Origin of the sequence: Catellatospora sp. NPDC049609, assembly GCF_040675365.1 — a bacterium.
GTDB lineage: Bacteria > Actinomycetota > Actinomycetes > Mycobacteriales > Micromonosporaceae > Catellatospora.
Window position 1 is genome coordinate 1 of sequence record NZ_JBFAOU010000111.1, and the last position, 25,969, is coordinate 25,969.

Below are 25,969 nucleotides of genomic sequence, written 5' to 3' on the forward strand. Positions count from 1 at the left end.
CTCCGCCACCTTGCCTCCAACGTCGGATCGGATGTCGGGCTACATCCAATCCCGACAGCCATCAACCCGGCGAACCTTTCCGGTCAGAGCACTAGGGTCAGCGCCCGGAACACGAGCATGCCGGCCAGCGTCACGATGAACGCCGGGATGCCGAAGTACGCCACCCAGTAGCCCTGCCAGGCGCCGATGAGACCGCCGCAGATCAGGGTGATCACGATCGCCAGCGGCCACGGCACGTCGTAGTCGACCATGAGCACGGCCGAGATCGCGCCGGTGACGGCGAGCACCGAGCCGGCCGACAGGTCGATGTGCCCGGCGATGATGATCAGGATCATGCCGATGGCGAGGATGAGGATGTAGGAGTTCTGCACCACCAGGTTGGAGATGTTCTGCGGTGCCAGCAGCGCCCCGTCGGTCCAGACCGCGAACAGCGCGATGATGAGGGCGAACGCGATGTAGATGCCGTTCTGGCGCAGGTTCGCCGTCAGCAGCCGGCCACCGGACCGGTCCGGCGCCGCGGCCACCGTCTCGCTCGCGGTGGCCTGCTTCACGACCCCGCTCGGGCCGACACTGGTCATGCTGTTACTGCTCCTTCACCTTGGTCATGTACTGCATGAGGCGTTCGGGGGTCGCTTCGTCGCGGGTGACCTGGCCGGTGATCCGGCCGGCGGACATGGCGTAGATGCGGTCGCAGACGCCGAGCAGCTCGGGCAGCTCCGAGGAGATGATCAGCACGGCTTTGCCCTGGTCGGCCATGTGGTTGATGATCGTGTAGATCTCGTACTTGGCGCCCACGTCGATGCCGCGGGTCGGTTCGTCGAGGATGAGCACGTCGGCGTCGGTGAACAGCCACTTGGACAGCACGACCTTCTGCTGGTTGCCGCCGCTGAGCTTGCCGGTAACCGCGGAGACGTTCGGCGCCTTGATGTTCATGCCGGCCCGGTAGCCGTCGGCGACGCGGTACTCCTCGTTGTCGTGGATCCAGCCGCGGGTGGCGAGCTTGCTCAGCGCGGCGGCCGAGATGTTGCGCTTGATGTCGTCGATCAGGTTGAGGCCGTAGCGCTTGCGGTCCTCGGTGGCGTACGCGATGCCGTGCGCGATGGCGTCACCGACGCTGCGCAGGGTGATCTCGCGGCCGTGCTTGTAGATCCGGCCGGAGATCCCGATGCCGTAGCTGCGGCCGAACACGCTCATCGCGAGCTCGGTGCGCCCGGCGCCCATCAGCCCGGCCAGCCCGACGATCTCCCCGCGGCGCAGGGTGAGGTTCGCCCCCTGGACCACCACCCGGCCGTGCTGGGTGGGGCTGTGCACGGTCCAGTCCTCGACGCGCAGCACCTCCTCGCCGATGTTCGGCTCGTGCTCGGGGAAGCGGTGCTCCAGGTCACGGCCGACCATGCCGGCGATGATGCGGTCCTCGGTGACGGCGTCGGCGCGCATGTCGAGGGTCTCGATGGTGCGGCCGTCGCGCAGGATCGTGGTGGTGTCGGCGACGGCCTCGATCTCGTTCAGCTTGTGCGAGATGATCACGCAGGTGATGCCCTGGTCACGCAGGCCGCGCAGCAGGTCGAGCAGGTGGGCGGAGTCCTCGTCGTTGAGCGCGGCGGTCGGCTCGTCGAGGATGAGCAGCCGCACCCGCTTGGACAGGGCCTTGGCGATCTCGACGAGCTGCTGCTTGCCGACGCCGATGTCCATCGCCAGGGTGGCCGGGTTCTCCCGCAGGCCGACGCGGGCCAGCAGCTCGGCGGCCTCGGCGTGGGTGCGGTTCCAGTTCACGACGCCGCGCGGGGCGCGTTCGTTGCCGAGGAAGATGTTCTCCGCGATCGACAGGTTCGGGCACAGCGCCAGCTCCTGGTGGATGATCACGATGCCGAGGCGCTCGCTGTCGCGGATGTCGGAGAACCGGCACGGGTGGCCGTCGAGGAGGATCTCACCGGTGTAGGAGCCGTGCGGGTACACGCCGGACAGGACCTTCATCAGCGTGGACTTGCCGGCGCCGTTCTCGCCGCAGATCGCGTGGATCTCCCCGCGGCGGACCGTGAGGTTGACGTCCTTGAGCGCGGTCACGCCGGGGAACGTCTTGGTGATGTCACGCATCTGCAGTGTCACGTCGGTCAAGGTCTGCCTCCTGCGGATAGCGGCGCCCGGCCGGCGGGAGGGTGAGCCGGCCGGGCGCCTGCGCGACTACTTGAGCTGGGCTTCGGTGTAGTAACCGGTGTCGATGAGGGTCGCCTTGTAGTTGTCCTTGTAGACGACGATCGGCTCCAGCAGGAACGACGGCACGACCTTGTTGCCGTTGTCGTAGTCCTTGGTGTTGTTCACCTCGGGCTTGCCGCCCTTGAGCACCGCGTCGGCCATCTTCACGGTGACCTTGGCCAGCTCGCGGGTGTCCTTGTAGATGGTGGCGTACTGCTCACCCGCGATGATCGACTTGACCGAGGCGACCTCGGCGTCCTGGCCGGTCACGATCGGGTACGGCTGGCCGGCGGTGCCGTAGCCGTTGCTCTTGAGCGCCGACAGGATGCCGATGGACAGGCCGTCGTAGGGCGACAGCACGCCGTGCACCTTCTGCCCGGTGGCGTAGGTCTTGGTGAGCAGGTCCTCCATGCGCTTCTGCGCGGTGGCCGGGTCCCAGCGCAGGATCGCGACGGTCTTGAAGTCGGTCTGGCCGCTCTTGACCACCAGGGTGCCCTTGTCGATGTACGGCTTGAGCGTGTCCATCGCGCCGTTGAAGAAGAACGTCGCGTTGTTGTCGTCGGGCGAGCCGGCGAACAGCTCGATGTTGAACGGCCCCTTGGCCGTGCCGTCGGTGCCGTCGGGCTTCTTCAGCCCGAGGCCGACCAGCAGCGAGGTCGCCTGCTGCACGCCCACCTTGTAGTTGTCGAAGGTCGCGTAGTAGTCGACGTTCGGCGAGTTGCGGATCAGGCGGTCGTACGCGATCACCGGGATCTTGTTGTCGGCCGCCTGCTGCAGCTGCGTCGTGATCGCCGTGCCGTCGATCGACGCGATGATCAGCAGCTTGGCGCCCTTGGTGATCTGGTTCTCGATCTGGTTCACCTGGGTCGGGATGTCGTTCTCGGCATACTGCAGGTCCACCTTGTAGCCCAGTGCCTCCAGCTGCGCCTTGACGTTGTCGCCGTCGTGGATCCACCGCTCGGACGACTTGGTCGGCATCGTCACGCCGACCAGCACGCCGTCCGTCCCGCCGGACTGGTTCTGCTCGCCCGTCTTGGTGGACGAGCCACAGGCCGCGAGGCTTGCGGTCACGACGAGGCCGACCACGGCCGTCGCCAGTCTTGCGATCTTCATGTCACTCCTTCTCGGCAGATGCAGCCCGGGGTGGCCGGGCTGCCTGTTAGCGCTCACACAATTGGTCAGCAACAGAACAGCTACAGTCGCGACAGGATTGTTAACGCTCACATACTTGCGCCCGCGATATTGATGGTCAAGAGGGTTCGGTAACGGTTGAGTCACACAGTTGATCTTTTCGAAACCTTTTCCCGCCCCCACCAGCCAGGGCTCGCTCCCCTCAGCGGCGCAACGTTTTCCACGCGCAGGCGCAACCCTCCGGCAGCCGGCGGGCAGCAGCGCCCGGGTCGCCCAAGTCGCCGGATACGCCTACCGGCGGGCGCGCCTCAACCGCAGGAACACCAGCACCAGGCAGGTCGCGACGGTGACCGCGACGGCCGTAGCCACCCATTCGTCGTAGATGCGCCACCACGGAAGGACCGGCTCCGCGGTCAGCTGCACCGCGGCCGCGCAGGCCAGCCTTGCCCAGTCGTCGCCCGACCGGACCAGGAACAGGTGGTAGCGGCGCCCCTCGCGCAACGGCGACAGGCACGGGTTGCCGACGCCGTCACGGACCGCGATCGACCCGGCCACCCGTCCCTTGACGACCTCTTCCACCTGCACGGTCGCCAGCTCGGCGAACACCGAGTCGCGGTCGCTGACCACCCCGACCAGCACCAGGTCGGCCCGCTGGAGCTTCTCCGCATCGGACAGGTCGCGGCACGGGGTGCACGCGCCCACCGGCGCCGCGAGCAGCAGCAGTCCCAGCACACCGAGCACCACCGGCGGCAGTCGTCGCATGGCGTTCGGACGCCGGGCGGTCCGACCCGGTTCCCTCAGCTGAAAGCCATACGTGTCAACGGTTTCCAGGGACAGGGGTGGCCTCCCGGCGACGAGACGACCATACTTATCGATGTGCATGAATCATCGCCGGACCGCCCCGGCTCGCTGCCCCTGTCGCGCCGTCATCTGCTGCGCACGGGCACTCTCGGCGGCCTCGGCATCGCGCTGGCGGGCAGCGTCCAGGCGGTCGCCGGACCCGCGTACGCGCGCTCCTCAGGCCCCGGCTACGGCCCGCTGGTGCCGGATCCCGCCGGGCTGCTCGCCCTGCCGGAGGGCTTCTCCTACCGGATCGTGGCCGAGTCCGGCCGGACCGTGCTGGCATCGGGCGAGGTCACCCCGAGCGACCCCGACGGCACCGCGTGCTTCCCCGCCCGCCACGGCTTCACCCTGGTCAACAACCACGAGATCGACGGCGGCGAGCCCTACGGCGTGCCGCCGCTCAAGGGCCTGACCTTCGACCCGGGCGCGCTCGGCGGCACCACCACCATCGACGTCGACCGCCACGGCCGCCGGCTGCGCGAGTACGTGAGCCTGGCCGGCACCCACAACAACTGCGCGGGCGGCGTCACGCCCTGGGGCACCTGGCTGACCTGCGAGGAGACCGAGCAGCGGGCCGAGGGCCCGTTCCAGCAGGACCACGGCTGGGTGTTCGAGGTCGACCCGTTCGACGCGGCCGCCAACGCGGACCCGGTGCCGCTGCGCTTCCTCGGCCGCTACGCGCACGAGGCCGTCGCCGTCGACCCGCAGACGGGCCGGATCTACCTGACCGAGGACGCCCGCACCCCCAACGGGCTCTTCTTACGCTGGCTGCCGCCGCGCGGCCACCGGGGCGGCAGGGGCGCGCTGCGCCGGCTGGCGCTGGGCAAGGGCGGCGACACCGCGGGCCGCCTGCAGGCGCTGCGCGCCACGCGGGACGGGGTGCCCGTCGGCGATCTGTCCGAGGCGACGACGCCCGGCACGACGTACGTGGCGACCTGGGTGGATGTGCCCGACCGGCTCGCGGTCGGCACCTCGGTGCGCAGGCAGTTCTCCGGCGACGAGGTCACCCGGGCGCACAAGCTGGAGGGCCAGTGGTGGGGTGACGGCGGCGCCTACTTCGTGTCCAGCTACGCCCGCCTCGACGACGGCGCCCTCGCCGAGCACGACGGCCAGGTCTGGTTCCACGACCCCCGGCGCGGGACCATCGAGCTCAAGACCGTCTTCGGGGTGAACCCGGACCCGAAGAGCGGCTACGACGGGCCGGACAACATCACCGTGTCGCCCTACGGCGGTGTCATCCTCGCCGAGGACGGTGCTGGCCTGTCGCACCTGGTCGGGGTCACCGACGACGGCGATATTTATCCGCTGGGCCGCAACGAGACGGGCGAGGGCGAGTTCGCCGGACCGACCTTCAGTCAGGACGGCCGCATCCTGTTCGCGGCCATCCAGTCACCGGGCCTGGTCCTCGCGATCACCGGCCCCTGGCGGCGCCACCGGTGAGCCCCCGGCAGGCCGGTCGGCGCGAGCGGCGTCGAAGCGGTCGGCCAGGGTGCAGAAGTCGTCGCCCCAGCCGCTGGACAGCGCCACCTCCTGGATCGGGCCGGTCGGGGCGAAGAGCACCGCCAGCGCGAACGGCACCGCCCCGTCGTCGCGTACCCGCCGGGTCAGGTCGTCGAACTCCGCCAGGGCCGCCGCGGTGTCCTGGAACGACGACCAACCGAAGTCGTTGCCGGGACGGGCCAGCAGCACACGGACCTCGCCGAGCACGGCGGTCAGCGCGTCGATGTCGATGCTCACGCGTCGATGATGCGGCCCGCGCGCCACCCGGCAGGCCGTGCGCGGCCCTCATGTCCGACCGCCCCGCCCGTGACCGTCGCACCGACCGGCGGCGACCTGTCCGTCAGGTCTGTCGACGTCAACAGGCACGGACGACGAGGAGGCCGCGATGGCGGCAGAGCAGCACGGGGACGGCGAGACCCCTGGCGTGGCAGGCACCGCGGGTGCAGGGACGCCGCACACCGGCCCCGCCTACGCGGCACCGGGCCAGCCGTACGTGCAGACGCTGACCAACCAGCGGTTCGCGGCGCGGCTGATCGACGGCGGCATCCTGATCGGGGTGCTGCTGGTGTTCCGGCTGTGCAGCCTGGCCGTCGAGAACACCTCGCTCGCGGGGCTCGGGACGGTGCTGGCTTTGGCCGCCCTCGCCGTCCTGTTCGGATACGACATCTTCATGATCGGGCAGTACGGGCAGACCGTCGGCAAGCGGGTCATGAAGCTGCGGGTGGTCCACACCTCGGGCCGCCCGGCCGGCTGGGGCGCGGCGTTCGCCCGCGGCTTCGTGCCGTCCATCGCCGGCTGCCTGAGCTGCGGACTCGGCAGCACCCTGTGCTACCTTTCCCCGCTGTTCGACAGCAGCCCCGCCAAGCGCGGCTGGTACGACCAGATCGCCTCGACGGTGGTCGTGCGGGCGGAGTGACCAGCACCGTCCGGGCGATGCGCGTGGTCGCGCAGACCACGCGCATCGGCCGGGCCGCCGGCCCGGTCAGGCCGCCGCGGCCGCGGACCAGTCCTCGGCGAGCCCGTCGAGCCGGCCCATGAAACCGGTCGCCCACCGGTTCACGTCGTGGCGGCGCAGGTACGCCCGCATCGGCTCCATCCTGCGCCGCTGCTCCTCGGCGTCGGCGTCCACCGCGTCGGTGACCGCGTCCTTGAGACCGTCGAGGTCGTGCGGGTTGACCAGCCACGCCTCCTCCAGCTCGGCGGCCGCACCGGCGAACTCGCTGAGCACCAGCGCACCGGTGTGGTCGGTGCGGGTCGCGACGTACTCCTTGGCGACCAGGTTCATGCCGTCGCGCAGCGGCGTCACCGCCATCACGTCGGCGGCCAGGTACAGCGCCGCCAGCTCCGCCCGGTCGTAGGAGCGGTGCAGGTAGTGCACGCACAGCCGCCCGATGCCTGAGTGGTCGCCGTTGATCCGGCTGACCGCGCGCTCCACCCGCTCGCGCAGCGCCTGGTACTGGTCGATGCGCTGCCGGGTCGGCACCGCCACCTGCACCATCACGGTCTCGGCCGGGTCCAGCCGCCCCTCGGCGAGCAGCTCCTCGTACGCCGACAGCCGCCGCTCGATGCCCTTGGTGTAGTCCAGGCGGTCCACCGCGAGGATGACGGTGCGCGGGTCGCCCAGCTCCCGGCGGATCTGGGCGGCGCGGGCCCGCACGGCGGGGTCGAGGGCGAGCCGCTGCTGGTCGGCGACGTCGATCGAGATCGGGAAGGTGTCGGCGACGACCTCGCGGCCCTCGTGCCAGATCTTGCCGTCGGTGACCTTCGCGTCGAGCAGGTGCTCGGCGAGGCTGTGGAAGTTGCGGGTCGCCGAGGGGTGCTGGAAGCCGACGAGGTCGGCGCCGAGCAGCCCGCGCAGGATCTCCTCGCGCATCGGCAGCTGGCAGAACAGCTCGACCGGCGGGAACGGGATGTGCAGGAAGAACCCGATACGCAGGTCGGGGCGCAGCTCGCGCAGCATGCCCGGGACCAGTTGCAGGTGGTAGTCGTGCACCCAGACCAGCGCGCCCGGCGCGGCCACCCGAGCCGCCGCCTCGGCGAAGCGCCGGTTGACCTTGCGGTAGCCGTCCTGCCAGGCCCGGTCGAAGACCGGCTGCTCGACGGCGTCGTGGTAGAGCGGCCAGATGGTGGCGTTGGACTGACCCTCGTAGTACCCGTCGACGTCGTCACCGGTCAGCGCGATCGGGTGCAGGTGGATGCCGTCGTGGACGAACGGCGTGGGCGCGGGCCCCGGCCGGCCGTGCCAGCCGATCCAGGCCCCGGCGCGGCTCTTCATGATGGGGTGCAGCGCGGTGACGAGCCCGCCGGGGCTGCGCCGCCAGCATGGTCGGCCGTCGGCGTCGGTGTCGTGGTCGACGGGCAGCCGGTTGGCGAGCACGACCAGGTCGTAACGGTTGCTCGCGGCCTGCCGAAGGGTGCGGGCGGGGTGGGGGGTGATGGCCATGTGTCCTCCGCGGGGGTGCCTGCCGTGGCTGGTGCCGGCGCTGGGCCTGCACGCTGGCCATACCCCTGCGGATACGCGCCGGTAACCCCTACCGCGCAGAGTTATTGATCACACCGCCACCGCTGTGGGTTCAGGCCGCGTCGGCCGTGCGGGGTGTGCCGCGCCGGGGCGGCCAGGGGATGATCGGCGAGGTGACCGCCCGGTAGTCGGCGTACTCCGGGTAGCGGGAGACGGTGATGCTCTCGGTGAAGATCGTCGAGCCGACGAACAGCGCGGTGAGCAGCACCGGGCCGACGACCGTCCACTGCAGCACCGAACCGGCGGCGGCGGCCCCGAACCCGAACACCACCCACCACTGCGCCTGCTCGAAGAAGTAGTTGGGATGGCGCGAGAACCGGAACAGCCCGGTGCGCGCGAACCGCGACTCCGGCTGCCGTCCCTCGCTGATCGCCGCGTGCTTGCGCCGGTGGAAGTCCCACTGCTGCTGGTCGGCGACGGTCTCCCCCACGAGCAGCCCCAGGAAGAGCACCGCGAGCACGGCGTCGACCGCACCGAACGCGCCCGGGTGGGTCAGCGCCGTGTGCGCCGGCAGGCTGATCAGCAGCAGGATGATGTTCTGGTACACCGTGATGAACAGCAGGTTGAACAGCTGGAACTGCCAGCGGGGCAGCCTGGCGCGCAGGATCGGCCAGCGGTAGTCCTCGCCGCCGGGCGCGTAGCCGCCGCGGCGGGCGAAGTTGAACGTCAGCCGGGCGCCCCACAGCAGCACCAGCACCGCCAGCACGTTCAGCCGGGTGTCGGCGAAGTCGGCCGCGGCGGCGAAGACGCCGACGTACACCACGGGGATGATCGACCAGATCCGGTCCACCCACGAGTGCTCGTTGGTGACCAGCGAGGCGAGCCAGGTAGCGGCGCAGGCACCCGCGCAGATCCACAGGCAGACCGTCAGAGCGTCCATGATCCGGCACTGTAGCGGCGCCGGTTCGGCGTGGATAGCGGCCGAGACGCCACTCGTGCCGGGTGCCGGCCCGCCGTACACAAAAGGCAACCAGCCTTATACGCCGAGCCGGGCACGGCAATGGCGCGGCCTTCGCCCCGGCGACCGTAGCGCATTGGCTGACCTGCCTGCCCGGTTGACATGCGGTGGCGGATCCTCTTGTCTGGCTGCCGGACGACACGGCGCCGACACCGGGCGCGCAGAGGGGACCGCGATGGGACTGCAGGCGCCGCTGTGGCGGGCCGTCACCGTGTTCCGGGTCGCCGCGCTGGTGTACGCCACCGTCCTGATGCTGGCCGGGTTCCGCGACTTCACCCGCCCCTGGCTGGGCTGGGCGGTGCTCGCCGTGATGGTGGCCTGGACCGCCGTCACCGGCGTGCGCTACCACGACCCCGCCGGCCGCAGCCGCGCCTGGCTCGCCGCCGACCTGGCCGTCACCCTGGCCTGCCTGCTCGCGTCCATGCCGGTCGTCCCGGCGGCGCGGCTGGCCGCGGGCGGGGCGACGCTGCCGATGGCCTGGGTGGCCGGCGCCGTACTGGCGTGGGCGCTGCGCGGCGGCCGCCGGGCGGGCGGGATCGCGGCGCTGATCGTCGGCGCTGCCGACCTGTTCCTGCGCGGGGCGTTCACCTCGGCCACCGTCAACGGCACGGTGCTGCTGCTGCTCGCGGGCGGGGTCATGGGATACGTGTCGCGGCTGACCGACGACGCCGAGACCCGGCTGCAGCGGGCCGTGGAGCTGGAGGCGGCGACCCGCGAGCGCGAGCGGCTGGCCCGCGGCATCCACGACTCCGTCCTGCAGGTGCTGGCGCTGGTCCAGCGCCGGGGCACCGAGCTGGGCGGCGAGGCCGCGGAGCTGGGCAGGCTGGCCGGTGAGCAGGAGGCGGTGCTGCGCGCGCTGGTGGGCGTGCACGACACGGCACCGGCCGCGGGCAGCGCCGACCTGCGCCTGCTGCTCGGCCGGTACGGCTCCCCGCGCGTCACCGTCGCCACACCCGCGACCCCGGTGCTGCTGCCCGCGGCGGTCGCGGCGGAGGTGGCCGCGGCGGCCGGGAGCGCGCTGGACAACGTGGCCACCCACTGCGGGCCCGGGGCGCGGGCCTGGGTGCTGGTCGAGCAGGAGCCGGACGCCGTCACCGTGTCGATCCGCGACGACGGGCCGGGCATCGCGCCCGGACGGCTCGAGCAGGCCGCGGCGTCCGGCCGGCTCGGAGTCGTGCAGTCGATCCAGGGCCGCATCCGCGACCTGGGCGGCGCCGTCACCATCACCGGCGGGCCCGGCCAGGGCACCGAGGTCGAGCTGCGGGTCCCGCTGCCCGGACTAGGCTGACCGCTGTGGTGGACGTGATGGTGGTCGACGACCACCCGATGTGGCGCGACGGGGTGGCCCGCGACCTCACCGACGCCGGGTACACGGTGGTCGCCGCGGTGGGCGAGGGCGGGCAGGCGGTGCGCATCGGCCCCTCGGTGCGTCCCGACGTCGTCGTGCTCGACCTGCAGCTGCCGGACCTGTCCGGAGTGGAGGTGATCCGCGGCCTGGTCGCGGCGCTGCCGCAGGTGCGGGTGCTGGTGCTGTCGGCCAGCGGCGAGCAGCAGGACGTGCTCGACGCCGTCAAGGCCGGGGCGGCTGGATACCTGGTCAAGTCAGCGGCCCGGGAGGAGTTCCTGGACGCGGTGCGGCGCACCGCCGAGGGCGACGCGGTGTTCACGGCCGGGCTCGCGGGCCTGGTGCTGGGTGAGTACCGGCGGCTGGCGGCCGCGCCCGGCGACGGACCGGACGCGCCCCGGCTGAGCGAGCGCGAGACCGAGGTGCTGCGCCTGGTCGCCAAGGGCCTCACCTACCGCCAGATCGCCGAGCGGCTCACCCTGTCGCACCGCACGGTGCAGAACCATGTGCAGAACACGCTGGGCAAGCTGCAGCTTGCACAACCGGGTCGAGCTGGTCCGCTACGCCATCGAGCAGGGCCTGGACGACTGAGCACCGGTTGAGTACGCCGCACATCGCGGTTGAGTGCCTGAGCGGATTCGCTTTCGCCGCGCACGTGGCTGAATCGGGAGCATGACTGCTTCCCCGAACGTGTACCTGACCGGGTTCGGCGCGTACCTGCCCGGCGAGCCCCTGGACGCCGAGCAGATCGCCCAGCGGCTGGGCGCGGGCGCGCGCGGCGCCGGCCTGCGTGCGCGGGTGCTGGCCGCCAACGGCATCCGGACCAGGCACTACGCGCTGGACGAGCTCGGCGCGGTCACCATGCTGAACGAGGAGCTGGCCGCCGCGGCCGTACAGGAGGCGCTCAAGGACCGGGACCTGCCGCTGGAGTCGGTCAGCATGCTCGCCGCCGGCACCACCCAGGGCGACCTGCTGGTGCCGGGATTCGCCTCGATGGTGCACGGGCGGCTGGGCGGCCCGCCCATGGAGGTGCTGTCCGCGGGCGGGGTGTGCGCCTCCAGCATGACCGCGCTCGCGGCAGCGGCACGGGCGGTGCGGCTCGGCGAGCACCCCGCCGCCGTGGTCGTCGGCTCCGAGCTGGTCAGCCGCTCGCTGCGGCAGAGCCGGTACGAGGGCGACCGGACCACCTTCGACGCGGAGTTCCTGCGCTGGACGCTGTCGGACGGGGCGGGCGCGGCGGTGCTGGAGCCGCGCCCGCGCCCGGACGGGCTGAGCCTGCGCCTGGACTGGACACACCTGGTGTCATACGCCGGGGAGCGGCCGGTGTGCATGTCGGCCGGTGGGGAGCCCGTGGTCGGCAGGAGCTGGCTGGACGGGCCGGACCTGGCCGCCGCCGAGCAGGCGGGGCTGATCCGGCTGCGCCAGGACGTGAAGGCGCTGCCCGCGCTGTTCCGGCTGGGCCTGCGCGAGTACATGGGGCTGGTGCGGGCGGGCCGGTTCACGCCCGCCGGGATCGAGCATGTGCTGTGCCACTACAGCGCCGAGCACTTCCGCGGCGAGATCTTCGGGCTGCTGCGCGAGGCGGACCTGATGATCGACGAGGAGCGCTGGTTCACCAACCTGCACACGCGCGGCAATACGGGGGCCGCCAGCATCTTCGTGATGCTGGAGGAGGCGTGGCGGTCGGGCCGGTTCTCCCCCGGCGACCGCATCCTGCTGATCGTGCCGGAGTCGGGCCGCTACTCGCTCGCGTTCGCCCAGCTCACCTGCGTCACCGCCGACGACGCCGATGCCACGGGCACCGAAGCCGGCCACGCGAACAGCGCGGCCCGGCCGGACAGCACGGCCGACAGGAAGGTCCCCTCGCCCACGACGGAGCAGCCGGGGCTCCTGGCAGGGACGCCGTCGCCGCTGGTGGCGCAGGACGGTGACGGCGAGCTGGTGCGGTGGACGGTGCTGGAGCTGGCGCGGGTGTGGGAGTCGTTCGAGCGCCAGGTGCGGGCCACCCCGCTGGTGCGCCGGATCGACACCGGCACCGCGACGCTCGACGACTACCGGCGGCTGCTGGTGCACCTGCGCCAGCAGGTCGTCGAGGGCGGGCGGTGGATCAGCCGGGCCGCGTCGAACTTCTCCGTCGAGATGTTCGCCCTGCGCAGTGCCGCGATCAAGCACGCGGCCGAGGAGCATCGCGACTACCAGCTGCTCGAACGCGATTTCTGCGCGGTCGGCGGCAGCATCGAGGAGATCCGCGGGGCGCGCAAGAACATCGGCTCGGAGGCGCTGTCGGCGTACGTGTTCCACCAGGCGAGCCAGCCGGACCCGGTGGACCTGCTGGGCGCGATGTTCGTGATCGAAGGGCTGGGCGCGGGGCTGGTGCTGGGCTGGGCACGGGCCCTGCGCGAGCAGCTCGGCCTGCGCGAGGACCAGGTGAGCTTCCTCGGCTACCACGGCGAGGCCGACGACGCGCACTTCGCCGAGCTGGCGCACCTGCTGCGCGACGCGGTGCCGGACCGCGCCGCCGCAGCCCGCGTGGTGCGCACGGCCGAGGTCGTCGCGCGGCTCTACGCGATGCAGCTCGCGGAGGTGGACGCGTGAAGGGCCCCACCGTATGGACGGCGATCATGGCCGATCCGACCGTGCCGATCGACCGTGACGTGCTGGCGATGGTGGTCGCCGACCAGCGGCAGTGGACCCGCCGCTGGCTATACCCGCCGGCCCGGATCGGGTCGCGGGTCGCGGTGTGGCTGATCCGGGTGGTCAAGGCGCTGCTGCCGTGGACGTTCTCGGCGCATACGACGATGGACCGGCTGTGCGTGTGGTTCCTGCGCCGCTTCGTCTCGCCGCGCGCCGGTGAGCTGCTGATCCGGCACTTCCTCATCGAGACGAACCTGCTGGCGTTCATCGTCCGCAACTGCGGGGTGGCCGGGGTGACCGAGCCCCGGCTGCGCCCCACCACGCTCGCCGGGCTCGGCGACCGGGCGGTCATCGAGCACGACGTCAACGTGTACGACGTGCTCATCGCCCTGGGCGCCGGGCGGCCGGGGCCGCGCGGGCCGCTGGACTTCTCGATGCTGGAGCTGGCTCCGATCGACGCGTCGCCGGGCGTGCGCCGGTGGCTGCGCCTGGACATCCAGACCGCGCTGTGCCTGATGAACATCCCGTTCGCGCTGTGCCTGACCCGGGAGGAGTACCGGCGCGCGGTGCACTCGATGCGGCTGGACGAGTCCCTGATGACGGTGCTGGCCGACCTGACCGGCGACGATACGTTCCTGCGCTGGCGGCCGGGCGGGGTGGTGGTGCGGGTGGACAGCGGCCTGGACGTGCCACGGGCGGTGTACGAGCACGCGGTGATCCACGAGTACGCCCACGCCCGCCTGGTCACCCTGGCAACGGCACCCGCCCCGGTTCCCCTCCCGCTGGCAGTCGCTCGATGACCGAGCACACTGCCCCCGTGCAGGGAGTCGCACAAACCGGTTGTTGCCGCAGGCGTCCAGACGGAAGGATCTCGGCGTGACACTGCACCAGAACGAGGTCCCGGTCGACGAGGCGGTCGTCAGGTCGCTGTTGGAGGAGCAGTGCCCGCAGTGGGCCGACCTGTCGCTGTCGCCGGCGGGTGCGGGCACCGACAACGTCATGTACCGGCTGGGCGGCGAGTTGCTCGTGAGGCTCCCACGAACGGCCGACAAGGCGCCGTCCCTGCGCAAGGAGCGGGAATGGCTTCCCCGTCTGGCGCCGCTGCTGCCGTGTCCGGTCCCCGAGCCCGTGTATGCGGGCATGCCTTCGGCCGCGTACCCTCTCCCCTGGTCGATCTACCGGTGGATCGACGGCGATGAGGTCCAGCCGGGCGCTGTCCAGGACTGGGCTGCCTTCGGCACCGACCTGGCGGACTTCGTGCAGAACCTGCACCGCGTCGACCTCATGGGCGCGACCCGCGCGGACGAGCTGAGCTGGTATCGCGGAGGACACCTGCGTGCCTGCGACGAGTGGGTCAGCAGGGCACTGCGTGACTGCCAGGCCACCGTCGGCACGGAGCTGGACGTCGCGACCCTGGAACGGCTGTGGCGGGAAGCGCTCGTCCTGCCCGAACCTTCACAGCCGCAGGTGTGGCTCCATGGCGACCTCAGACCCACCAACCTCCTGTTACGGCAGGGCAGGCTGCATGCCGTCATCGACTTCGGCGCCCTGTCGATCGGCTTGCCCGACGCGGAGCACGCCACGGTGTGGGACCTGCTGCCCGAGGCGCGGCACAGCTACTGGGACGCCGTCGGCCTCAGCGACCTGACCTGGACCCGTGCCCGCGCCTGGGCCATCGCGGTGGGTGCCAGCGGCATCTCGTACTACTGGCACACCTATCCGGCGTTCGTCGCCGAATGCCGAACCCGCCTACACGCGATCCTGGCCGACGCCGCCGCACGCTGATCGCGCCACAGAGCGCTACTCCGACCCGGTGTTTGGCAACGGCCGGTGACGACCCCACTGCCCGCGGTGGACGACCTGGTCGACGCCGCGCCGCCGCTGCGCGGCCGACGGGTTCTGCGGCGGCAGGTCGTCGGCGCGGTAGCCGACGGTGATCGCGCCGATCGGCACGTACTCCTCCGGCACGCCGAACTCCGCGCGGAACGCGGCCGTGTGCGCAGGCACCTCGACGGCCGCGTCGAACTGCTCGCCCTGCTGCGGCATGATGCCGAAGAAGCAGGCCCCGAGCCCCTCGTCGACGGCCGTCAGCAGCATCATCAGCGACGCCATCGCGGTGTCGATGTACCAGTACGGCACCGGCCACCGCGCCTCCGCACGGTCCTGCCACCCCTTGTCCGGCTGCGCATAGCGGGCCAGGTACGCCGCCTTGTGCGCCAGCGGCACGACGACCAGCGGCGCGTCCTGCATCGTCGGGGTCTGCGCCACCCGCGTCGGCACGAACGGCCAGAACCGGGCCCGGTCGGCCGGGTCGGTGATCGCGAGGAACGCCCAGCCCTGCGAGAACCCGGCGGACGGGGCGCGCAGCGCGCTGGCCAGCACCCGCTCGATCACCTCGGGCGCCAGCGGCCGGTCCGCGTAGTGCCGCACCATCCGCCGCCGGCGGATCACTTCACTGAACTCCATGGAAGACGAGTCTGCCACCGCCGGTGATCTTCGTGGGGTCGCGACGACGGCACCGGCACCGCAGCGCGGCGCTGTACGATCCGCCGATGACCGTGCAGCGCCTGCGACTCCGCTTCTCCTACTTCGAGCACGACTGGGACGAGTCCATCGAAGGCGTCGAGGCGATGGAGGCCGAGCTGCTGCGCCGCGCGGCCACGGGCGAGTGGCTGCCCGTCGACGAGTCCGTCGACGAGGAGGCGGCTGACACGCTCGACGCCCTGGTCGAGGAGGTGGAGCAGACCGTCGTCGGGGAATGGGAGATGCCCGTCGAAGCGGTCCGGCTTCCGTTCGACAAGCTGCGCGCCATCATCGCCGAGGGCGGCTGGACGTTCGTGGGCGGCGAGTTCGCGGACTTCGAGGGCCACCACAACGACACCGAGTTCCTCGTCGAGCTGGTCCGGACCGAGGGGTAGAGCACGGTCCGGCACGGCGGGCATCGCCTGGTCAGCCGAGCGACCCGCCGGCGGCCAGGCGCATGAGGTCGGAGTCGATCTCGATGGCCGTCTCGGTGCCGCCCGCACTGCCCAGCTCATGCTGGTAGCTGCGCCAGGACTCGTCCCTGACCTGCTGGGCGAAGCCGCTCTCCATGAGCAGCACCAGTTCGAACGCGGCCCGCTCGATGCGCTTGTTCAGCGCCGGGTCGCCCCAGTCCTCCGGGGCCGCGAACAGCGACGTCGGCACCACGACCGTGCGCAGGTACCCGAACAGCGAGCGCAGCTGCTCGTCGACCACCAGCGAGTGCCGGGCCGTGCCCGCGGTCGCGGCGAGCACGACGGGCTTGGCGATGAGCAGGTCGTTGTCGAGGACCTGGAAGAACGAGGAGAACAGCCCGCTCGGCGCCGCCTTGAAGACGGGCGTGCCGGCGATGACGCCGTCCGCCGTGGCCAGGGCATCGATCGCCTGCTGCAGCTTCGGCCCGACCAGCGGCGAGATCAGCGCGGTGGTCACCTCGGTCGCCAGCTCGCGCAGGTCGACGACCTGCACCGTCACGCTGCCGCCGCGCCGCTGCGCCAGTTCGGCGGTGCGCTGGGCGGTGCGGTCGGCGAGCATTCGGGTCGAGGACGGGTCGCCGGTGCCGGCGGTGACGACCACCAGCGCGTACGGGCGCTTGTCGGGGGTGTTCATGGCAGTGGTGCCTCCTTGTCGTCGCCGGTCGACGGGTCCGCCCCGGCCAGCTTCCAGCAGATCGCGGCGAGCTGCCGCAGCTCGTCGCGGCTCAGCTCGGCCGTCACCGCGCGGGCGACCTGGGCCGCGTGGCGGCGGCCGATGCCGCGCTGCCTGTCGCGGCCGGCGTCGGTGAGCGACAGGCGGACCCCGCGGCCGTCGGCGGGGTCCGCGCTGCGTTCGATCAGTCCCCGGTCGACCAGCCGGTCGACCATGCGGGACAGGGCTGGCTGGCTGAGCAGGACGTGCCGGTGCAGCTCGCCGATGCGCAGCGGCCCGGTGCACTTGGACAGCGTGTAGAGCACGTCGTACTCCCGCATGGACAGGTCCTGCCACACGTCGGTGTCCGCGAACTGCTTCATCATCCGGGCGTGGGCGGACAGCAGCCCCTCCCACGCGTGGTTGGCCAGCCGGCCCCGGTCGGTCATCAGCGGCCGGTGGCCTGCGCGGCCGCGTCGGTGTCCTGGTATGGCGAGCCGCCCGTGACGTTGTCGCCCCGGTTGGCGTTCGGGCGCGGCTGGCGCGGCACGCGGTCGCCGTACTTGGCCTTGACCCGGCTAGCGTGGGTGGGCGCGTCGGGGACCTGCGGGTCGCGCTTGGCGGCCAGCTCCTTGCGCAGCGTCGGCACGACCTCCCCGCCGAGCAGCTCCAGCTGGTCCAGCACGGTCTTCAGCGGCAGGCCCGCGTGGTCGATCAGGAACAGCTGGCGCTGGTAGTCGCCGAAGTGCTCGCGGAACGTCAGGGTCTTGTCGATGACCTCCTGCGGGCTGCCGACCGACAGCGGCGTCTGCCGCATGAAGTCCTCCATCGACGGGCCGTGCCCGTAGACGGGTGCCTCGTTGAAGTACGGCCGGAACTCGCGGATCGCGTCCTGCGACCGGCGGGCGATGTACGCCTGGCCGCCCAGCCCGACGATCGCCTGCTGCTCGGTGCCGTGGCCGTAGTGCGCGTACCGCTGGCGGTAGAACTTGATCAGGCGCATGTAGTGCTCCTTCGGCCAGAAGATGTGGTTGGCGAAGAAGCCGTCGCCGTAGTAGGCGGCCTGCTCGGCGATCTCGGGCGTGCGGATCGAGCCGTGCCACACGAACGGCGGCACGTCGTCCAGCGGGCGCGGCGTGGAGGTGAAGCCCTGCAGCGGGGTGCGGTGCTTGCCCTGCCAGTCGACGACGTCCTCGCGCCACAGCCGGTGCAGCAGGTTGTAGTTCTCCAGCGCCAGCGGCAGGCTCTGGCGGATGTCCTGCCCGAACCACGGGTACACCGGCGCGGTGTTGCCGCGGCCGAGCATGAGGTCCATCCGGCCCTTCGACAGGTGCTGCAGCATCGCGTACTCCTCGGCGATGCGCACCGGGTCGTTCGTGGTGATCAGTGTCGTCGAGGTGGTCAGGATCAGCCGCTCGGTGGCGGCGGCGATGAACGCCAGCAGCGTCGTCGGCGCGGACGAGAAGAACGGGGGGTTGTGGTGCTCGCCGATGGCGAACACGTCGAGCCCGACCTCCTCGGTCTTCTTGGCGATCTGCACGACCGCGTCGATGCGTTCGGCCTCACTCGGGGTGCTGCCCGATACCGGGTCCCGGGTGATGTCGCTGACCGAGAAGACTCCGAACTGCACGAGAACACCTCATTCACACGCCCCGGACCCGTGCTCGGGCCCAGGCAAAGTTTATGCGTTTGCATTAAGAGCAACGGACCGGACCTGCCGCCTATTCCGCGGTGACCGGCATCACGTGTACGAGCTGCGAAGACGGCGGCTCAGAAGTCGACGCGCATCACCGCGCGGCGGTGGCTGGGCCGGCTGACCTCGGTGAAGCCGGCCGCCTCGAAGGTGCTGCGGCTGCCGACGTTCAGCTCACCCCACGCCACCTCCTGCCCCGGCTGCACGATGATCGGATAGCCCTCGACCGCCTGGGCGCCGCGCTCGCGGGCGAAGTCCACGGCGGCGCGGGCCAGCGCGCGGCTCACCCCCCGCCGCCGGTAGCCGGCCCGGGTGACGAAGCAGGCCACCGTCCAGACGCTGTCGTCGGCGCGGTCCTCGTACCGCCCGGCCCACGGCACCCGGCTGTTCAGCAGCCTGCGGTACGCGGTGCGCGGCTCGACCGCACACCAGCCGACGGGCTCGCCGTCCAGGAACGCGACCAGGCCGCTGGTGCGATCCGACTCGGGATGCCCGCAGTCGGTCTCCTCCCGCAGCAGTTGCGCCCGCGCCTCGACCGACATGTGCCACCACCGGCCGTCGCCGAGCTTGATCCGCTGGCACTGGCACTGGGCGGCGCCGCCGCGCTTGCCGAAGACGGTCTGCAGCTGCTCCCAGGTCACCTCGTTGGCGGGCACCACCGTGATCACGGGTTCGTCGGCCTGTCCGGTCATGCTGTCCATCCTGGCGGACGCGCTTCACCGCGGCGAACACGCCCATCGCGTCGTGCGCCGGGCCCGGCGGCCACGCGCCCGCACCGGGTCGGCTCGGCTCATTCGGCCGGGCCGGCCGGGTCCTTCTCGTCCATGTCCCGCAGCGCGTCCTCGACGGCCCGGCAGAAGGTGGGATAGGCGTAGATCATGCCGCGCAGCACCGGCAGCGGCGTACGCGCATGGATCGCCAGCGTGAGCAGGCCGAGCACCTCACCGCCGGCCGGGCCGGTGGAGACGGCGCCGACGAGCACGTCGGTGTCGGCGTCGGCGAGCAGCGTGACGAAGCCTTCGTTGCCCGCGTGGTGCAGGAACCCCCGCGCCGACTCGGGGATGCTCGCGCGTCCGACGCGTACACGCAGGTTCTGCTCGGTGGCCTGGGCCAGGGTCAGGCCGACGGCCGCGATCTCGGGGTCGACGAAGACGCAGCGCGGCACCGCCCGGTAGTCGGCGCGGTCGCCCGACCGGCCCAGGATGTCCGCGGCGGCGATGCGCGCCTGGTAGGTCCCGACGTGCGTGAACTGGCCCCGGTCGGTGATGTCGCCGATCGCCCACACGCCCGGTGCGGCGCGCAGCCGGTCGTCCACCTCGACGGTCTTCGCCTGCGGGTCGCCGCCGATCGTGTCCAGGCCGAGGTCGCCGAGGTTGGCCCGGCGGCCGGTGGCCACCAGCAGCCGCTGCGCGGCGACACTCTCCCGGCCGCCCAGGTGCACGACGAACCGGTCGCGGTCGTGCTCCACCCGCTCGGCGCTCACGCCGGTGAGCACGCGTACCCCGTCGGCGGCCAGCACCTCGGCGGCGAAGGCCGAGACCTCCGGGTCCTCCGCCTCCAGCAGCCGGTCGGCGGCCTCGACGAGGGTGACCTCGGCGCCGAAGCGGCGCAGGAGCTGCGCGAACTCCAGCCCGACCGGGCCGCCGCCGAGCACGGTCACCGACTCCGGGATGGCGGTCAGCTCGGCCACGTCCCGGTTGGTCCAGTACGGCGTGCCCGCGAGGCCGTCGATGTCCGGCACCGCCGGGCGCGTGCCGGTCGCCAGGACGATCGCGCGAGCGCTGAACTCGCGAACGTCGCCGGACCCGTCGTCGACCGTGACCCGGCCCGGCCCGGCCAGCCGCCCCCGGCCCCTGACCAGGCGTATGCCGCTGCCGGTCAGCTCCGCGGCCAGCTCGTAGTCGTCCCAGCCGTGGGTGGCCTGGTCGCGGATACGCCGGGCGACGGGCGCCCAGTCGGGCTCGACCGTCGCATGGCCGGCCAGCTGCGGCACCCGCCGCGCCTCCGCCAGCACGTTGCCCGCCCGGACCATCATCTTCGTCGGCACGCAGGCCCAGTTGGGGCACTCGCCGCCGAGCAGGCCCTCCTCGACGGCCACGACCGACAGTCCCCCGCCGCGCAGCCGGTGGGCGACGTCCTGTCCGGCCACGCCCATTCCGATCACCACCGCATCCACCCGCTCACCCATGTACCGAGTCTGCCCTGCCCGCACCCAGGCAAACCGCGACACACGCCACCGGCCGGCAGCCGAGGCCGGAACCGTCGGCACACGTAAGGGTGAACCGGGGCGAATGAGTCACATGAGCGTCTATATCCGACCGGGCCCCGTGGCACCGTCTGCTGATCGGGCGCATGCCCGCTGGTGGTGTGCTCGAACCGTCGGCCCGCGGCGGGCGGTTCACGCTGCCCGGACGTGGCCCGTCCACGGCCGGTGCCACCCCTGTCGTCGCGTGCGCCACGGCGCGGGAGGAGCGCATCCGCGTGTACCTGTCCACCGTCACCAGTCCCCCGGCCACCGGCACACCGCGGCGGTCCGGGCGACGCGGGCTCGCCGGCGTCAGCGCCAACGTGTTCGCGCTCGGCACGGTCAGCCTGATCACCGACGTGTCGTCCGAGATGGTCACCGCCGTGCTGCCGCTGTACCTCGTGCTCGGGCTCCAGCTCAGCCCGCTGGCGTACGGCATGATCGACGGCGTCTACACCGGAGCGACCGCGCTGCTGCGCCTGGTCGGCGGGTACGTCGCCGACCGCACCCGCCGCCGCAAGGCCGTCGCCGGCATCGGCTACGGGCTGTCGGCGCTGGCCAAGCCGCTGCTGCTCGCCGTGGGCAGTTCGGTGTCCGCGATCGGGCTGGTCATCGCCGCCGACCGCACCGGCAAGGGGCTGCGCGCCGCCCCGCGCGACGCCATGATCACGCTGTCCACCCCGCCCGAGTCGCTGGGCCGGGCCTTCGGCGTGCACCGGGCCATGGACAGCGTCGGCGCGTTCCTCGGCCCGCTGGCTGCGCTCGGCGTGCTGGCCGCGGCCGCGCAGTCCTTCGACGCTGTGTTCGTCGTCAGCTTCTGCGTCGCGGCGCTCGGCGTGCTGGTGCTCGTCCTGTTCGTCCGCGACCGTCGGCAGGCCGCGCCCGCGACCGGGCAGGTGTCCGTGCGCGAGGCCGCGGGCCTGCTGCGGGTCGCCCCGGTGCGCCGCCTCGTGCTGGCCGCCTGCCTGCTGGGACTGGCGACGATCGGCGACGGCTTCGTGTACCTGCTGCTGCAGCGCCGCGAGGAACTCGGCACGGTCTGGTTCCCGCTGCTGGCCGCCGGGACGAGCCTGGGGTATCTGCTGCTGGCCGCGCCGCTGGGGGTGCTCGCCGACCGGATCGGGCGGCTGCCGGTGATGCTCGGCGGCTATGTCGCGCTGACCGCCGCGTACCTGCTGCTGTTCGGACCGCTGGGCGGATCGCCGCTGCTGGTGGTCACGCTCGCGCTGTACGGCCTGTTCTACGCGGCCACCGACGGGGTGCTGATGGCTCTGGCCGGTCCGGTGCTGCCCGAGCACCTGCGCACCACCGGCATCGCCCTGATCCAGACCGGACAGGCCCTGGCGTACCTGCTGTCATCCGTCCTGTTCGGCCTCGCCTGGCAGCTCTGGGGACCCGCCACCGCGTCACGGATCGCCGCCGCGGCCGTGGTCGCCGCCGTCGCCGTCACCCTGCTGCTGCTCAGACGCCCTGCGGCAGGCGCCACCGCCCCGGCCGCCGACAGTCCGACGACAGCCCCCGACGCCGCCGAACCGGCCGCGCAGAAGGAGATCTCCCGGTGAAGGACCTCTCGATCCGTGGCCGTGTCGCGATCGCCGCCGTCGCCACGGTGCTGCTGGCCGCCGCCGGGGCCGGCTACGTCCAGCTGGCGCGCGACCGTGCCGCGGCGAGCGGGGCGGTGCCCGTCACCACCGAGGTCACCCTCGATCCCGGGCCGCGCCTGCTGGTCAGCACCGGCGGCCGGCTGGCCGTCGTGTCGCGCACCGACCCGTCCGGGCCACGGGAGGTGGCAGGCGTCGAGTGTGCCCGTGTATACGCCGCCGCCGGCACGGGGGTGTGCCTGCAGCCGGACACGGCATGGTCGTACCGGCTGATCGTGCTCGACTCCCGGCTGCGGGTGACGCGTTCGTTTGCGATCCCCGGCCTGCCCAACCGGGCACGGGTGTCGGCCAGCGGCCGGATGGTCGCCTGGACGACGTTCGTCGGCGGCGACTCCTACAGCACCGGCGGCTTCTCCACCCGCACCGGCATCCTCGACACCCGCACCGGCACCCAGGTCATGAGCCTGGAGGACTTCACCATCACCCGCGACGGCAAGCCCTACCGCAACATCGACGTCAACTACTGGGGCGTCACCTTCACCACCGACGACAGCACCTTCTACGCCACCATGTCCACCGCCGGCAGGCGCCACCTCGTCCAGGGCGATTTCACCGCCCGCACCGTACGAACCCTCACCGACAACGTCGAATGCCCCTCACTGTCCCCCGACGGCACCCGCATCGCCTTCAAACAGGCCGTCGACGCCGACCCGCAACGCGGCTGGCGACTGTCCGTACTCGACCTGGCCACGATGGCGGTGACCCACCTCGCCGAGACGCGCAGCGTCGACGACCAGGCCGCGTGGCTCGACGACCGCACGGTGGCCTACACCCTGCGTGCCGCCGACGGCGCGCCGTCGGTCTGGTCCGTGCCCGCCGACGGTGCCGGGGCTCCCACCATGCTGATCGCCGATGCGGAGTCGCCCGCCACGCTCCAGTGAGCGAGGTCCCGCAGCCGCGGACGCGCCACGCCCAGGTGACACCCGAAGTGGTGAAGAAGACCGGCTTTCACCATTTCATTCATTAATATATACATTTGAAGAGGTTACGTTCTGCGCCTATCCCCTGCCGGTCGGTCACGGGCCACCGCCCCGACGCACCCGGCAGCCGTCGCGAGAGGCGTCACCGTGCCACGATCACGAATCGGTACCCGACCCGTCCTGCTCCTCGCCGCCGCACTGGCCCTGGCCCTGGGCCCGGCGGCGGTGCCCACCGCGGCGGCGGAACCGGCCGCCCCGTCGGCCGCACCCGGCACCCTGACCAAGTCGGTCCAGAACGTCACCGATCCCGGCTCGAACCCCGCCGACCACAACGACGTCGTCAACTGGGTCATGTCCTACGCCGACACCGGCGCGGGCGGTGAGGTGTCCATCACCGACGCGATCGCCGCCGGGCAGTCCTACGTACCGGGCTCGCTGCGGGTGCCGCCGGACTGGACGGCCGCCTGGTCCACCGACGGGTCCACCTTCAGCACCACCGAGCCCGCGTCCGGCACCGTCGCCGTGCGGGGCAGCATCGCCGACCTCCAGCCCGGCGGCACCAGCCTGGCCCGGCTCCTGCTGCCCCCGGTGCAGCCCACCACCACCGCGACCGGTGGCGACGGGTTCACGCCGGTGCTGTACCGGTCGGCCAACGGCGCCGTCGAGTCGTGGAACATCTACCACCACCTCGGCACCACCGCCCCGAAGGTGGTCTGCATCAACCTGCTGACCGCCCAGCCCTGCGCGGGCGGCCCCTGGCCGCGGCCGCTCAACACCACCGTCGGACCGCTGGGCAGCGGTGCCACCGGTGACCTGGGCAGCCCGATGGCCGCGCAGTTCGTGTTCGACCCCGACCGGCCCGGCGTGGTCTACTTCCCGGCCTTCAGCACCACCGACCTCGGCGTCGGCTGCCTGGACCTGGACGCCCGTGCCAACTGCGGCTTCTTCCCGCTCATCGCCACCGGCGGCTCCCCGGCCAGCAACAACAACCTCGCCGGCTTCGTCGAGTCCGGCGGCAACCTGTACGGCGTGTCCAGCACCGGGGCGGTGCTCTGCCTGACCATGGCCACGCGGACGCCGTGCGCGGGCCAGCCGTACGCCGCCGTCGTCGCGCCGCACGGCACCCAGCCGGGCGCGGCGGGCAGCCAGCACTACTTCGGCTCGCTCACCCTGGCGGGCGGGAAGGTCTTCATGTCGTCCTCGCCGGCCGGCGGGGCGACCGTGGGCTGCTTCGACCCGGCGACCAGCGGCGCCTGCACCGGCTGGGCGTCGCCGAAGCCGGCCGGCCCCGCCAACCTGGTCACCTACGGCATCTTCACCACGTACACCACCTCCGGTGCCGACGAGGGCGTGTGTGTGCCCCCGGCGGGCGGCGTGTACCAGCTGCACTGCTACGACCTCGCCGGGGCGGCGCTGACGCCGCCCGCCTTCCCGGCGCTGCCCAACGGCGTGCTGACCTTCAACCCGAAGACCATCACCGCGCCCGACGGGCACCTGCGCAGCTACTTCCCCTTCTGGGGCGGGCCGATCCTCGGCGCGACCGGCTGCTACGACTGGACCACCGACGCCGCGTGCGCCGGCATCGCCTTCCCCCGCACCCACCCGGGCGTCGGCGGCACCGGCAACACCCGGGACTACGGCTACGACTACGACGCGGCCGGCGAGTGCCTGATCGGCCTCGGCGACGCGGGCCTGCTGTTCTCCCTCGACCCGATCACCGGCGCGTCGCCCTGCTTCCGGGCAGGCGCGTCGCTGACCCTGGACGCGCCCGACTTCTACTGCGACGGCGCGAGCGGGCACGTCACCGGATACCAGGACGCACGGCTGGTCGACATCGACGTCGCCAACATCGACCTGGCCAACTCCAGCGCCACGATCACCAAGCCGGACAGCACGCCGATCGCGGTCCTGCCGTTCGCCGCCGACGGCAGCATCGACCTGTCGACGATCTCGCCGGCCACGCATCCGGCCCTGGTCATCGACGCCAGCCTGCGGCTGCTCAACGTCGACGACTTCGCCGGCGGCAACCAGCCGCACCTGGTCGCGGGCTTCGACGGCGACCCGCCGCAGATCTGCTTCCAGACCAAGGTCAGCAGCGCCTGCGAGGTGACCTCGGTGTCCAACACCGGCTCCGGCACCGACGCCGGCGGCCAGTTCACCTCCAACACCGTCCAGCTCCCGATCGCCCCGGGCGCGGCCTGCCAGCCGCACCTGGTGGTGGAGAAGGAGATCTGCCGGGACAGCCGCGCCTCGCGGTGCGGGCCGGGCGGGGTCGGGCCGTGGGGCAAGACCAGCCCGGCGGGGCTGCTCGGGGTGCTCGGCACGGCGTACTGGCGGATCACCGTCACCAACGACGGGCCGGTCGCCGCGGCGCAGGTCACGGTGAACGACCCGGTGGCGGCGTCGTGCGTCAGCGCCGCGGAGACGTTCACGCTAGCGGCCGGGGCGAGCAAGCAGATCCACTGCTCGTCGTTCCTGCTGCTGCTGCCGCTGACGAACACGGCCAGCGTGTCGTACCAGGCGGCGGGCGCGCCGCAGGGCACCCCGCCGACGACCTCGGCACCGAGCTCGGCGACGGCCTGCTCGCTGCTCTGCATCCTCGGCACGCCTGACCGCGCCGCCGACCTCAGCAAGCGCTGAGCCGACCCGCGGGCCCGGACGATCCTGTCGTCCGGGC

The 25,969-nt window shown here is 72.1% G+C and carries 22 protein-coding genes and 2 pseudogenes; 11 read left to right on the forward strand and 13 right to left on the reverse strand.

All coding sequences use genetic code 11. The features are described from left to right. Window positions 1-92: 92 nt before the first annotated feature. From AB0J67_RS26365 to AB0J67_RS26380, 4 genes and pseudogenes are all read right to left on the reverse strand, one after another. Window positions 93-479: pseudogene (locus tag AB0J67_RS26365) on the reverse strand (sugar ABC transporter permease); the annotation flags it as partial. Window positions 480-582: 103 nt separating this feature from the next. Then, on the reverse strand, window positions 583-2,115 hold the full coding sequence (gene mmsA, locus AB0J67_RS26370) for a multiple monosaccharide ABC transporter ATP-binding protein (protein WP_363486136.1): 1,533 nt from the start codon (window positions 2,113-2,115) through the stop codon (window positions 583-585). 66 nt (window positions 2,116-2,181) lie between these two features. Next, window positions 2,182-3,306 (reverse strand): multiple monosaccharide ABC transporter substrate-binding protein, encoded by a 1,125-nt coding sequence (chvE, locus tag AB0J67_RS26375; protein WP_363486137.1) that lies wholly within the window; start codon window positions 3,304-3,306, stop codon window positions 2,182-2,184. Window positions 3,307-3,615: 309 nt separating this feature from the next. Beyond that, entirely contained in the window at window positions 3,616-4,086 is a 471-nt protein-coding gene (locus AB0J67_RS26380; RefSeq protein WP_363486138.1) for a hypothetical protein, read from the reverse strand. 114 nt (window positions 4,087-4,200) lie between these two features. On the opposite strand from AB0J67_RS26380, the gene AB0J67_RS26385 reads away from it, so the two are divergent. After that, window positions 4,201-5,607, forward strand: a complete 1,407-nt coding sequence (locus tag AB0J67_RS26385) for an alkaline phosphatase PhoX (protein ID WP_363486139.1) — start codon at window positions 4,201-4,203, stop codon at window positions 5,605-5,607. Here the strand turns inward: AB0J67_RS26385 and AB0J67_RS26390 are convergent. Beyond that, complete coding sequence (locus AB0J67_RS26390) at window positions 5,557-5,904, reverse strand: hypothetical protein (protein ID WP_363486140.1); 348 nt, start codon at window positions 5,902-5,904, stop codon at window positions 5,557-5,559. The genes AB0J67_RS26385 and AB0J67_RS26390 overlap by 51 nt on opposite strands. A gap of 148 nt (window positions 5,905-6,052) precedes the next feature. Here AB0J67_RS26390 and AB0J67_RS26395 point away from each other — a divergent pair, with 148 nt between their 5' ends. Continuing rightward, on the forward strand, window positions 6,053-6,583 hold the full coding sequence (locus AB0J67_RS26395) for an RDD family protein (protein WP_363486141.1): 531 nt from the start codon (window positions 6,053-6,055) through the stop codon (window positions 6,581-6,583). Window positions 6,584-6,649: 66 nt separating this feature from the next. Here the strand turns inward: AB0J67_RS26395 and AB0J67_RS26400 are convergent, their stop codons facing one another. Both AB0J67_RS26400 and AB0J67_RS26405 read right to left on the reverse strand, forming a co-directional pair. Next, window positions 6,650-8,110 carry a trehalose-6-phosphate synthase gene (locus AB0J67_RS26400; RefSeq protein WP_363486142.1) on the reverse strand — a complete coding sequence of 487 codons (1,461 nt, stop codon included), beginning with the start codon at window positions 8,108-8,110 and terminating at the stop codon, window positions 6,650-6,652. A 130-nt stretch (window positions 8,111-8,240) separates the two neighbouring features. Further along, entirely contained in the window at window positions 8,241-9,068 is an 828-nt protein-coding gene (locus tag AB0J67_RS26405) for a DUF1295 domain-containing protein (protein ID WP_363486143.1), read from the reverse strand. 253 nt (window positions 9,069-9,321) lie between these two features. On the opposite strand from AB0J67_RS26405, the gene AB0J67_RS26410 reads away from it, so the two are divergent. The 5 genes and pseudogenes from AB0J67_RS26410 to AB0J67_RS26430 all read left to right on the forward strand — a co-directional run bounded on the left by AB0J67_RS26410 (window position 9,322) and on the right by AB0J67_RS26430 (window position 14,910). Further along, complete coding sequence (locus tag AB0J67_RS26410) at window positions 9,322-10,434, forward strand: DUF5931 domain-containing protein (RefSeq protein WP_363486144.1); 1,113 nt, start codon at window positions 9,322-9,324, stop codon at window positions 10,432-10,434. A gap of 17 nt (window positions 10,435-10,451) precedes the next feature. Further along, a pseudogene (locus AB0J67_RS26415) lies at window positions 10,452-11,082 on the forward strand (response regulator transcription factor). Between the two features lie 81 nt (window positions 11,083-11,163). Beyond that, a complete protein-coding gene (locus tag AB0J67_RS26420; protein ID WP_363486145.1) occupies window positions 11,164-13,086 on the forward strand; it encodes a 3-oxoacyl-[acyl-carrier-protein] synthase III C-terminal domain-containing protein in 1,923 nt (640 codons plus the stop codon). Continuing rightward, window positions 13,083-13,925, forward strand: a complete 843-nt coding sequence (locus tag AB0J67_RS26425; protein WP_363486146.1) for a hypothetical protein — start codon at window positions 13,083-13,085, stop codon at window positions 13,923-13,925. Before AB0J67_RS26420 ends, AB0J67_RS26425 begins: the two co-directional genes overlap by 4 nt. Before the next feature lie 76 nt (window positions 13,926-14,001). Further along, complete coding sequence (locus tag AB0J67_RS26430) at window positions 14,002-14,910, forward strand: aminoglycoside phosphotransferase family protein (RefSeq protein ID WP_363486147.1); 909 nt, start codon at window positions 14,002-14,004, stop codon at window positions 14,908-14,910. Between the two features lie 15 nt (window positions 14,911-14,925). Here AB0J67_RS26430 and AB0J67_RS26435 read toward each other — a convergent pair whose 3' ends face one another. Continuing rightward, window positions 14,926-15,591 carry a nitroreductase family protein gene (locus tag AB0J67_RS26435; RefSeq protein ID WP_363486148.1) on the reverse strand — a complete coding sequence of 222 codons (666 nt, stop codon included), beginning with the start codon at window positions 15,589-15,591 and terminating at the stop codon, window positions 14,926-14,928. An 86-nt stretch (window positions 15,592-15,677) separates the two neighbouring features. Here AB0J67_RS26435 and AB0J67_RS26440 point away from each other — a divergent pair, with 86 nt between their 5' ends. Next, complete coding sequence (locus AB0J67_RS26440) at window positions 15,678-16,043, forward strand: hypothetical protein (RefSeq protein ID WP_363486149.1); 366 nt, start codon at window positions 15,678-15,680, stop codon at window positions 16,041-16,043. 31 nt (window positions 16,044-16,074) lie between these two features. Here the strand turns inward: AB0J67_RS26440 and AB0J67_RS26445 are convergent, their stop codons facing one another. The 5 genes from AB0J67_RS26445 to AB0J67_RS26465 all read right to left on the reverse strand — a co-directional run bounded on the left by AB0J67_RS26445 (window position 16,075) and on the right by AB0J67_RS26465 (window position 20,654). Then, window positions 16,075-16,755 (reverse strand): CE1759 family FMN reductase, encoded by a 681-nt coding sequence (locus AB0J67_RS26445; RefSeq protein WP_363486150.1) that lies wholly within the window; start codon window positions 16,753-16,755, stop codon window positions 16,075-16,077. Beyond that, on the reverse strand, window positions 16,752-17,222 hold the full coding sequence (locus AB0J67_RS26450) for a MarR family transcriptional regulator (RefSeq protein ID WP_363486151.1): 471 nt from the start codon (window positions 17,220-17,222) through the stop codon (window positions 16,752-16,754). Before AB0J67_RS26450 ends, AB0J67_RS26445 begins: the two co-directional genes overlap by 4 nt. Continuing rightward, window positions 17,222-18,403: an LLM class flavin-dependent oxidoreductase gene (locus AB0J67_RS26455; RefSeq protein ID WP_363486152.1), complete on the reverse strand. Its 1,182-nt coding sequence runs from the start codon at window positions 18,401-18,403 to the stop codon at window positions 17,222-17,224. Before AB0J67_RS26455 ends, AB0J67_RS26450 begins: the two co-directional genes overlap by 1 nt. Window positions 18,404-18,543: 140 nt before the next feature. Next, complete coding sequence (locus tag AB0J67_RS26460) at window positions 18,544-19,158, reverse strand: GNAT family N-acetyltransferase (protein WP_363486153.1); 615 nt, start codon at window positions 19,156-19,158, stop codon at window positions 18,544-18,546. 98 nt (window positions 19,159-19,256) lie between these two features. Continuing rightward, on the reverse strand, window positions 19,257-20,654 hold the full coding sequence (locus AB0J67_RS26465; RefSeq protein WP_363486154.1) for an NAD(P)/FAD-dependent oxidoreductase: 1,398 nt from the start codon (window positions 20,652-20,654) through the stop codon (window positions 19,257-19,259). A 164-nt stretch (window positions 20,655-20,818) separates the two neighbouring features. Here AB0J67_RS26465 and AB0J67_RS26470 point away from each other — a divergent pair, with 164 nt between their 5' ends. From AB0J67_RS26470 to AB0J67_RS26480, 3 genes are all read left to right on the forward strand, one after another. Then, on the forward strand, window positions 20,819-22,273 hold the full coding sequence (locus AB0J67_RS26470) for an MFS transporter (RefSeq protein WP_363486155.1): 1,455 nt from the start codon (window positions 20,819-20,821) through the stop codon (window positions 22,271-22,273). Next, a complete protein-coding gene (locus AB0J67_RS26475; protein WP_363486156.1) occupies window positions 22,270-23,253 on the forward strand; it encodes a hypothetical protein in 984 nt (327 codons plus the stop codon). Before AB0J67_RS26470 ends, AB0J67_RS26475 begins: the two co-directional genes overlap by 4 nt. A 186-nt stretch (window positions 23,254-23,439) precedes the next feature. Further along, window positions 23,440-25,932 (forward strand): hypothetical protein, encoded by a 2,493-nt coding sequence (locus AB0J67_RS26480; protein WP_363486157.1) that lies wholly within the window; start codon window positions 23,440-23,442, stop codon window positions 25,930-25,932. The last annotated feature ends 37 nt before the right edge of the window (window positions 25,933-25,969 follow it).

What these genes read in the sequence shown, in the direction of transcription:
- AB0J67_RS26440 (WP_363486149.1), top strand. Translation starts at nt 15,678, where the DNA reads ATGACCGTGCAGCGCCTGCGACTCCGCTTCTCCTACTTCGAGCACGAC.
- AB0J67_RS26410 (WP_363486144.1), top strand. Translation starts at nt 9,322, where the DNA reads ATGGGACTGCAGGCGCCGCTGTGGCGGGCCGTCACCGTGTTCCGGGTC.
- AB0J67_RS26450 (WP_363486151.1), bottom strand. Translation starts at nt 17,222, where the DNA reads ATGACCGACCGGGGCCGGCTGGCCAACCACGCGTGGGAGGGGCTGCTG.
- AB0J67_RS26460 (WP_363486153.1), bottom strand. Translation starts at nt 19,158, where the DNA reads ATGACCGGACAGGCCGACGAACCCGTGATCACGGTGGTGCCCGCCAAC.
- chvE (WP_363486137.1), bottom strand. Translation starts at nt 3,306, where the DNA reads ATGAAGATCGCAAGACTGGCGACGGCCGTGGTCGGCCTCGTCGTGACC.
- AB0J67_RS26420 (WP_363486145.1), top strand. Translation starts at nt 11,164, where the DNA reads ATGACTGCTTCCCCGAACGTGTACCTGACCGGGTTCGGCGCGTACCTG.
- AB0J67_RS26380 (WP_363486138.1), bottom strand. Translation starts at nt 4,086, where the DNA reads ATGCGACGACTGCCGCCGGTGGTGCTCGGTGTGCTGGGACTGCTGCTG.
- AB0J67_RS26400 (WP_363486142.1), bottom strand. Translation starts at nt 8,110, where the DNA reads ATGGCCATCACCCCCCACCCCGCCCGCACCCTTCGGCAGGCCGCGAGC.
- AB0J67_RS26470 (WP_363486155.1), top strand. Translation starts at nt 20,819, where the DNA reads ATGCCCGCTGGTGGTGTGCTCGAACCGTCGGCCCGCGGCGGGCGGTTC.
- AB0J67_RS26465 (WP_363486154.1), bottom strand. Translation starts at nt 20,654, where the DNA reads ATGGGTGAGCGGGTGGATGCGGTGGTGATCGGAATGGGCGTGGCCGGA.
- AB0J67_RS26405 (WP_363486143.1), bottom strand. Translation starts at nt 9,068, where the DNA reads ATGGACGCTCTGACGGTCTGCCTGTGGATCTGCGCGGGTGCCTGCGCC.
- AB0J67_RS26445 (WP_363486150.1), bottom strand. Translation starts at nt 16,755, where the DNA reads ATGAACACCCCCGACAAGCGCCCGTACGCGCTGGTGGTCGTCACCGCC.
- AB0J67_RS26395 (WP_363486141.1), top strand. Translation starts at nt 6,053, where the DNA reads ATGGCGGCAGAGCAGCACGGGGACGGCGAGACCCCTGGCGTGGCAGGC.
- AB0J67_RS26435 (WP_363486148.1), bottom strand. Translation starts at nt 15,591, where the DNA reads ATGGAGTTCAGTGAAGTGATCCGCCGGCGGCGGATGGTGCGGCACTAC.